This is a genomic window from Flavobacterium sp. (assembly GCF_039932285.1).
Lineage (GTDB): Bacteria > Bacteroidota > Bacteroidia > Flavobacteriales > Flavobacteriaceae > Flavobacterium.
In genome coordinates this window covers 1-6,975 of the sequence record NZ_JBDTQE010000101.1, presented here as the reverse complement: position 1 = coordinate 6,975, position 6,975 = coordinate 1, and the positions used below count along the sequence as shown (strand labels likewise).

Annotated in this window: 7 protein-coding genes; 2 read left to right on the top strand and 5 right to left on the bottom strand. The window is 30.4% G+C overall.

What is annotated here, in order from left to right; all coding sequences use genetic code 11:
- Positions 1-109: 109 nt before the first annotated feature.
- Together ABI549_RS12950 and ABI549_RS12945 are read right to left on the bottom strand one after the other, a co-directional pair.
- On the bottom strand, positions 110-805 hold the full coding sequence (locus ABI549_RS12950; RefSeq protein ID WP_348076880.1) for an SIMPL domain-containing protein: 696 nt from the start codon (positions 803-805) through the stop codon (positions 110-112).
- Positions 806-855: 50 nt separating this feature from the next.
- Positions 856-1,497, bottom strand: a complete 642-nt coding sequence (locus tag ABI549_RS12945; protein ID WP_348076879.1) for a rhomboid family intramembrane serine protease — start codon at positions 1,495-1,497, stop codon at positions 856-858.
- 98 nt (positions 1,498-1,595) lie between these two features.
- On the opposite strand from ABI549_RS12945, the gene ABI549_RS12940 reads away from it, so the two are divergent.
- A complete protein-coding gene (locus tag ABI549_RS12940) occupies positions 1,596-2,474 on the top strand; it encodes a lysophospholipid acyltransferase family protein (RefSeq protein WP_348076878.1) in 879 nt (292 codons plus the stop codon).
- Positions 2,475-2,569: 95 nt separating this feature from the next.
- On the opposite strand, the gene ABI549_RS12935 is transcribed toward ABI549_RS12940, so the two are convergent.
- Positions 2,570-3,448 carry a hypothetical protein gene (locus tag ABI549_RS12935; protein WP_348076877.1) on the bottom strand — a complete coding sequence of 293 codons (879 nt, stop codon included), beginning with the start codon at positions 3,446-3,448 and terminating at the stop codon, positions 2,570-2,572.
- Positions 3,449-3,717: 269 nt separating this feature from the next.
- Positions 3,718-5,205, bottom strand: a complete 1,488-nt coding sequence (locus ABI549_RS12930) for an aminotransferase class V-fold PLP-dependent enzyme (RefSeq protein WP_348076881.1) — start codon at positions 5,203-5,205, stop codon at positions 3,718-3,720.
- A 218-nt stretch (positions 5,206-5,423) separates the two neighbouring features.
- Between ABI549_RS12930 and ABI549_RS12925 the strand changes: the two genes are divergently transcribed.
- Entirely contained in the window at positions 5,424-5,858 is a 435-nt protein-coding gene (locus tag ABI549_RS12925; protein WP_348076876.1) for a VOC family protein, read from the top strand.
- A gap of 88 nt (positions 5,859-5,946) precedes the next feature.
- Here the strand turns inward: ABI549_RS12925 and ABI549_RS12920 are convergent.
- Positions 5,947-6,975: aminotransferase class I/II-fold pyridoxal phosphate-dependent enzyme (locus ABI549_RS12920; RefSeq protein WP_348076875.1), on the bottom strand; the 1,029-nt coding region annotated here is incomplete at its 5' end.

Here is a 6,975-nt window from a genome sequence, read left to right as displayed (position 1 = left end):
CAGACTGTAAATCTGCTGACTACGTCTTCGTAGGTTCGAATCCTACTCTCCCCACAAAAAAAACCTGAACAAATTGTTCAGGTTTTTTTTATGCAACAAAGTTGTAGTTTTACTCTAAAATAAAAGTAACCTGAACATTTGCATTTATTTCTATTTCTCCAATAGCTAATGTTTCTTTTGGTGCAGATTCATCTGCTTGCATAGACATCATTGCACCCTTAAACATAGGTTGTGGATAAAATGGTTGTGAGTTGTCCGAAATCATTAACGCCTTTCCTATTTTCTGATTTAAAACCGAAACATAATCTAATGCTTTTTGTTTGGCATTTAAGATGGCTTTTTTTCTAGCATCAGCTTCATAAGTTTCCATTTTTGATGATTTAAACTCGACACCATGTATGTTGGTTACACCTGTTTCGGTAATTCCCATCATAAACTCATTGTATTTTGATAAATCCTTTAGTGTAACTGTAACCGTTTGGTTCGCTACATAATTATATTTCTTTTTTTCGTAATCGTAATTTTTATTCAAACTTACATTTGTAGTCTGAAAATCGGCAGAAGGAATATTATTACTTTTTATAAATTTCAGGATTTTATCTATAATAACGTCATTAGCTTTTTTTACTTCGGCAGCTTCTTTACCTGTATTTTCGACACCTAGAGAAATAATACCTTGATCTGGAACTATTTTTATTTTTCCTTCGCCAGAAACTGTTATTTGAGGGATTTGACTCATTTTTTGATCTTGTGCGTATGTCATCACTGTAAAAAATGTTATTAATGTTACTACTAAATTTTTCATATTTATTTATTTTTTAATTTAATCTTTAACTAAACAAATCACGTGCCAAACTATAATTTCCCAATTTTTGCTAAAACAAATAATAAAACAATAGGCACAGCTAGTAAAATAACCATGTTTGTATTTTGGGTAAGCATTTCGGGTTCTTTACATATTGTTATCAAATAACCACCTATTGCACCACCAAAATGTGCTGTATGACCAATATTGTCATTTTTGGCTTTCATACCATAAATAGAATATAATAAATAACCTATTCCAAAAATATAAGCAGGAATTGGGATTGGAATAAAATACATATACAGGCTCATATCTGGATTTAGTAAAATAGCTGAATATAAAATCCCTGTAACTGCACCTGATGCACCAATGGCTCTATAACCATAATCATCTTTGTGAAAATATAAAGTAAGTAAACTGCCTGCTAGCAAACTGCCTAAATAAATTAACAAGAATGAAGTATTTCCTAAATTTTCTATAACTACAGGCGCAAACATAAACAAGGTAAACATATTGAAGAATAAATGTCCCCAATCGGCGTGAAGAAATGCAGATGAAAACATTCTGCTTTGTTCTCCTGCTCGAATACTACCAATATGAAACTCATTTTTTCTAAAAAAAGCAATATCAGTAAAACCTTTGTAACTAAAAATTACATTCAATGCTATTATAAGTATCAAAAAAGTATTCATATAAGTATAAATTTAAAAAAGTAAATATACTAAAACCATTTGATATAGAATTTTACTAAAAGAAGAATTAAAAGTATATTTGCTTAAATTTATACTACATGCAATTACTTATATACTTAATATTTTACCCTATTCTTTGGCTCATTTCTATACTCCCATTTAGACTGTTATATCTTTTTTCTGATGTCGTTTATTTGTTGGTTTATTATATTATTGGTTATCGAAAAAAAACTGTTCGAAATAATTTGGCTTTGGCTTTGCCTCATTTGTCTAATAAAGATAGATTGGTTATAGAAAAAAAGTTTTATAGTCATATGTGTGATCTATTTTTAGAAATGATAAAAACAATTTCAATCTCCCAATCTGAAATAGAAAAAAGATACACATTTACAAATCTAGAAGTTTATCTAGATTTAGAAAAAAAAGGGAAAAGCATTGCCTTGTTGTGCGCACATTATGCGAGTTATGAATGGGCTATTTCGATGAATTTTCATATCAATTTTACTGGTTATGGGATTTATAAAAAAATTTCGAATGAATATTTTGATAAATTAGTCAAAGATATTAGGTCGAAATTTAAAGCAGTACTAATTACAACCAAAGAAACCTCTAAAACGATTCAAGAAAATGCAATTAGCGGAAAGTTAGGCGTTTTTGGTTTTGCAAGTGACCAAACACCAAGATGGTCAGATAACTTACACTGGTATCATTTTATGGGAATAGAAACGCCTATTCATTTTGGTGCCGAAATGCTTGCAAAAAAATACGATATGAATGTCATTTTTCTGAAAACTAGAAAAATAAAACGTGGTTACTACGAAGCTAGTTTCGAAGTCTTATCGGAAGATGTAAAATCGGTGCCTAATTATAAAATATCCGAAGATTTTATGAATCGAGTAGAACAACAAATCTACGAACAACCTGAATATTATCTTTGGACTCACAAACGCTGGAAACACAAAAAAAAATTGTTGTAACCCATAAATTAAAAAACCATAAGATATGTTATATTCTTATGGTTTTCTTTTTATGACCAAAAACTTCAATACCTATTTCCATTTTTTTTAAAAGATTATCTCAAAGCAAATGATATTTTAGAAGCTAATTCATTCTTGTCAAAAACATTTACAATATAATTTCCTTTTTCTATATTCTCAACATCTAATTGTGCTGTAACTTCTAATGATTCGTTTTTAAACCTAACTGGAGATTCATAACTATAATTTAATATTTGTTCCCCAAATTTTTTAACGTTATTTTTACCAATAACGTTATTTTTACTATCTATAATCTGAACATAATAGTTTTTATCACAATCTTTTTGTCTTTTGTTTCCAATTACCATAAAAGAAATTTCTAATAAATTTACTTTACTGGCTTTATCTGTTTCTATTATTTCTCCTTTTTTAGATTGTTTGAATGAAATTGCTTTTAAGTTAACAACTGATATTTTAGAGTCTTTATTTAAAACCTTATTCACATAATAATCATTCATACCGGCTAACTTCTCATTTGATTCTTTAGCATTAGCAAGAACTAAAATTGTACTATCACGTTGCTCTTTAAGTATATCATTTTTTATCTTAAGTTCAATTTTATCTTTAGTCAAAGTGGCAACAATATCTTTCAGTCTACTTACTTCTTCTTTATATTTTATAATAGAAACAACATCTACTGTATTATCTTTAATTTCGTTTAGCAGATTAGTAACTTTTTGTCTTTCTATAATTAAATCTGTTTTGAAAGATGAATTTTCAGAAATGGCAATTTCAAGAGAATCTTTTGAAATTTGCAATTCTTTGATAATCGTATTTTTTTGTTCTGTTAAGTTTTTTTGTGTCAGCATAAGATCTCCATATACAGTATATGAAATGCTTAAAGAACAAACTAAAGCTAATAAAAGTACTACTGCTATAATTTTTACAGGAAACCCTTTTTTAATTGTAGTCATAACATTTTATTTTAGATTGATTAGTTTAGCTAAATTAGTGATTAATATCAAATTTTTGATAATTAATTGCGATATATTCTATAAAAATGCCAAAAAAATAGATTATAAAGTAAATTTTAACTAAAATTAGTTAATAAAATGCATTTAAAAAATAACTAAATTTAGTTAGATAAAACCCTAAAAACAGTTACTAAAAAATCTAAATAAAAATCTAAACTTAATCACATTAGACTAAAAAAATTAAAAAAAGTTTTGATTATTGGTAATCTTTAAATTTTAAACCACCTTTTCACCATTTCTAATTCTTTATTCAAAGCCTTTTTGTGTACAAACTCATTACTTTTTGAGTTGTAATCATAATTGGTAGACCATTGTTTGTGGTTTTCTGCCAAAGCTTTTATACTATTACAAACAAATTCTATTTCTGAGGTTGTTGTTGTTGGGTGAATAGACATTCGTATCCAACCTGGTTTTTGCAACAAATCGCCTGAGTCAATTTGGCAAACTAAATCGTGCGACATTTCTTGGTTTACATGAAGTAAATGATGTCCGTAAGTTCCTGCGCAACTACAACCACCACGGGTTTGAATACCAAATTTATCGTTTAATATTTTCACCCCTAAATTAAAATGTAAATCGGTAATATAAAAAGAAATGACACCCAATCTGTCTTCATGTTGGCTGGCAAGAATATTTATATTTTCGATATTTCCAAGGCTTTCAAAAACTAAGGAAACTATTTCGTGCTCTCGTTTCAGAATATTATCTATTCCCATTTGCTCTTTTAGCTGAATCGCCAAAGCAGTTTTTATAACCTGAAGAAAACCTGGTGTTCCGCCATCTTCTCTATCTTCAATATTATCAATATACTTGTGTTCACCCCAAGGATTTGTCCAAGAAACTGTTCCGCCGCCTGGGCAATCTGGTATATTATTTTTGTATAAATTTTTATTAAAAATTAATACGCCCGAAGTACCTGGTCCCCCCAAAAATTTGTGTGGAGAAAAGAAAATAGCATCGAGATAACTCTCTGGATCCGTTGGATGCATATCGATAGCAACATAAGGGCCTGAGCAAGCAAAATCAACAAAGCAAACACCATTATTTTGATGCATTAACTTTGCCACTTCGTGGTAAGGCGTTCTTATTCCTGTCACGTTAGAACAAGAAGTAATCGAGGCAATTTTGAAACTTCTATCCTTATATTCTTCTAGCAATTTTTTAAGATTGTCTATACAAAACAAACCTTGTTCGCAAGAAGGAATTACAACCACATCGGCAATCGTTTCTAACCAAGAAGTTTGGTTAGAGTGGTGTTCCATGTGGGAAATAAAAACAATAGGCTTTATTTCTTTGGGAATATTTGCAAATTCTTTTAGGTTTTCGGGCATTTTAAGACCTAAAATACGCTGAAATTTGTTTACTACACCTGTCATTCCTGTACCATCATTTATCAAAACATCATCGTCGTTTGCATTTACATGGTGCTTTATAATATGTCTGGCTTCGTGATAAGCCATCGTCATTGCTGTACCAGAAACAGTAGTTTCGGTATGGGTATTAGCTACAAAAGGACCAAATTCGTTCATCAATTTCTCCTCGATAGGACGATACAAACGACCGCTGGCAGTCCAATCGGTATAAATTATTTTTTGTGTACCAAAAGGCGACTCAAATTCCTGATTAATACCAATGATATTATTACGGAATTGTTGAAAATATTGCTCTAATTGAGTTGAAGCTTGGGTAGCAATCATGATGTTGTAATTTGGTTTCAAAGATACATTTTTTTAGATATTTGAAAAAGTCGCAAGTCATAAAGTTATTAAATCCATAAAGCATATGTTTATTTTCTTATATCTATGTTTTAAAACTAAAGCATTGTCGAAACAAATATTCCAGATTTGTTTTTTTACATCATCTAATATTTTTTAGTATTTTTGGATAACTAACATTACAATTCTAAAATATAAAAATGGCAACAGTAAACCCTTATTTAATTTTCAATGGAAATTGCGAAGAAGCATTTCTATTTTACAAATCGGTATTTGGTGGAGAATTTCCTTATATGGGAAAATTTAGCGACATGCCTGGAGACGAAAACACACCAAAATTATCTGAAGCTGATGCAAACAGAGTGATGCACGTTACTTTGCCTATTGGAAAAGAAACCATGCTAATGGGAAGTGATAGCAACACTGCTTCTGGCGATGTAAAATTTGGTCACAATATCTCGATTTCTATAAATGCAGATAACACAGAAGAAGCCGACAAATTATTTAACGGACTTTCATCTGGTGGGAATATATCTATGCCAATGACCAAAACGTTCTGGGGCGCTTATTTTGGAATGTTTACCGACAAATTTGGTATCGATTGGATGGTAAATTTTGATGAAACTCCTGAATAATTAATCATATAAAAAAACAGTAGTCAACATAAGTTTACTACTGTCTTTTTTTTTAATATATATATTTTTATTTAATTTCTAAGAAAGATTAAGAGACATCAATTGTAGTTGCTTCTGCAATTTTTTTGTAAGTCCCATTTTCTAATTTTTCACGAATAGCTTCAAATGCAGTCAATGTTTCATCTATATCGGCAATAGTATGTGAAGATGTAGGAATCATTCTTAACAAAATAAGGCCTTTAGGAATAACCGGATACACTACGATAGATAGGAAAATACCATAATTTTCTCTCAAATCATTAACCATTATCATTGCTTCAGGTATAGAACCTTCTAGATAAACAGGTGTAATGCAAGTGTTAGTATCTCCTATATTAAAACCTTTTTCTTTCAATCCGCTTTGTAACGCATTAACGTTTATCCAAAGTTTGTCTTTAATTGCAGATGATTCTCTTAATAATTCTAATCGTTTCAATGAGCCAATAGTTTGAATCATTGGTAATGCTTTTGCAAACATTTGAGAACGCAAATTATATTTTAAGTAATCGATAATATCTTTATCAGCCGCTACGAAAGCACCAATATTTGCCATAGATTTTGCAAAAGTAGAGAAATAAACATCAATTCCATCTTGAACACCTTGCTCCTCACCTGCTCCTGCTCCAGTTTTTCCAAGTGTACCGAAACCATGTGCATCATCAACTAAAAGACGAAAATTGTATTTCTTTTTCATCTCCACAACTTCCTTCAGTTTTCCTTGTTGTCCACGCATCCCAAAGACACCTTCGGTGATAAATAAAATTCCTCCACCTGTTTCTGTAGCAAGTTTAGTTGCACGTTGCAAGTTTTTTTCCATGCTTTCCACATCATTATGACGGTAAGTAAAACGTTTACCGCTATGCAAACGAACACCATCAATAATACAGGCATGTGCATCAACATCATATACAATAACATCATTTCTAGTAACCAAAGCGTCAATTGTTGACATGATTCCTTGGTAGCCAAAATTTAACAAATAAGCTGATTCTTTCATTACAAAAGCAGCTAATTCTTCCTCTAATTGTTCATGATATTTTGTATGACCTGACATCATACGAGCTCCCATTGGGTAAGC

What these genes read in the sequence shown, in the direction of transcription:
- ABI549_RS12940 (WP_348076878.1), top strand. Translation starts at nt 1,596, where the DNA reads ATGCAATTACTTATATACTTAATATTTTACCCTATTCTTTGGCTCATT.
- ABI549_RS12930 (WP_348076881.1), bottom strand. Translation starts at nt 5,205, where the DNA reads ATGATTGCTACCCAAGCTTCAACTCAATTAGAGCAATATTTTCAACAA.
- ABI549_RS12925 (WP_348076876.1), top strand. Translation starts at nt 5,424, where the DNA reads ATGGCAACAGTAAACCCTTATTTAATTTTCAATGGAAATTGCGAAGAA.
- ABI549_RS12945 (WP_348076879.1), bottom strand. Translation starts at nt 1,497, where the DNA reads ATGAATACTTTTTTGATACTTATAATAGCATTGAATGTAATTTTTAGT.
- ABI549_RS12950 (WP_348076880.1), bottom strand. Translation starts at nt 805, where the DNA reads ATGAAAAATTTAGTAGTAACATTAATAACATTTTTTACAGTGATGACA.
- ABI549_RS12935 (WP_348076877.1), bottom strand. Translation starts at nt 3,448, where the DNA reads ATGACTACAATTAAAAAAGGGTTTCCTGTAAAAATTATAGCAGTAGTA.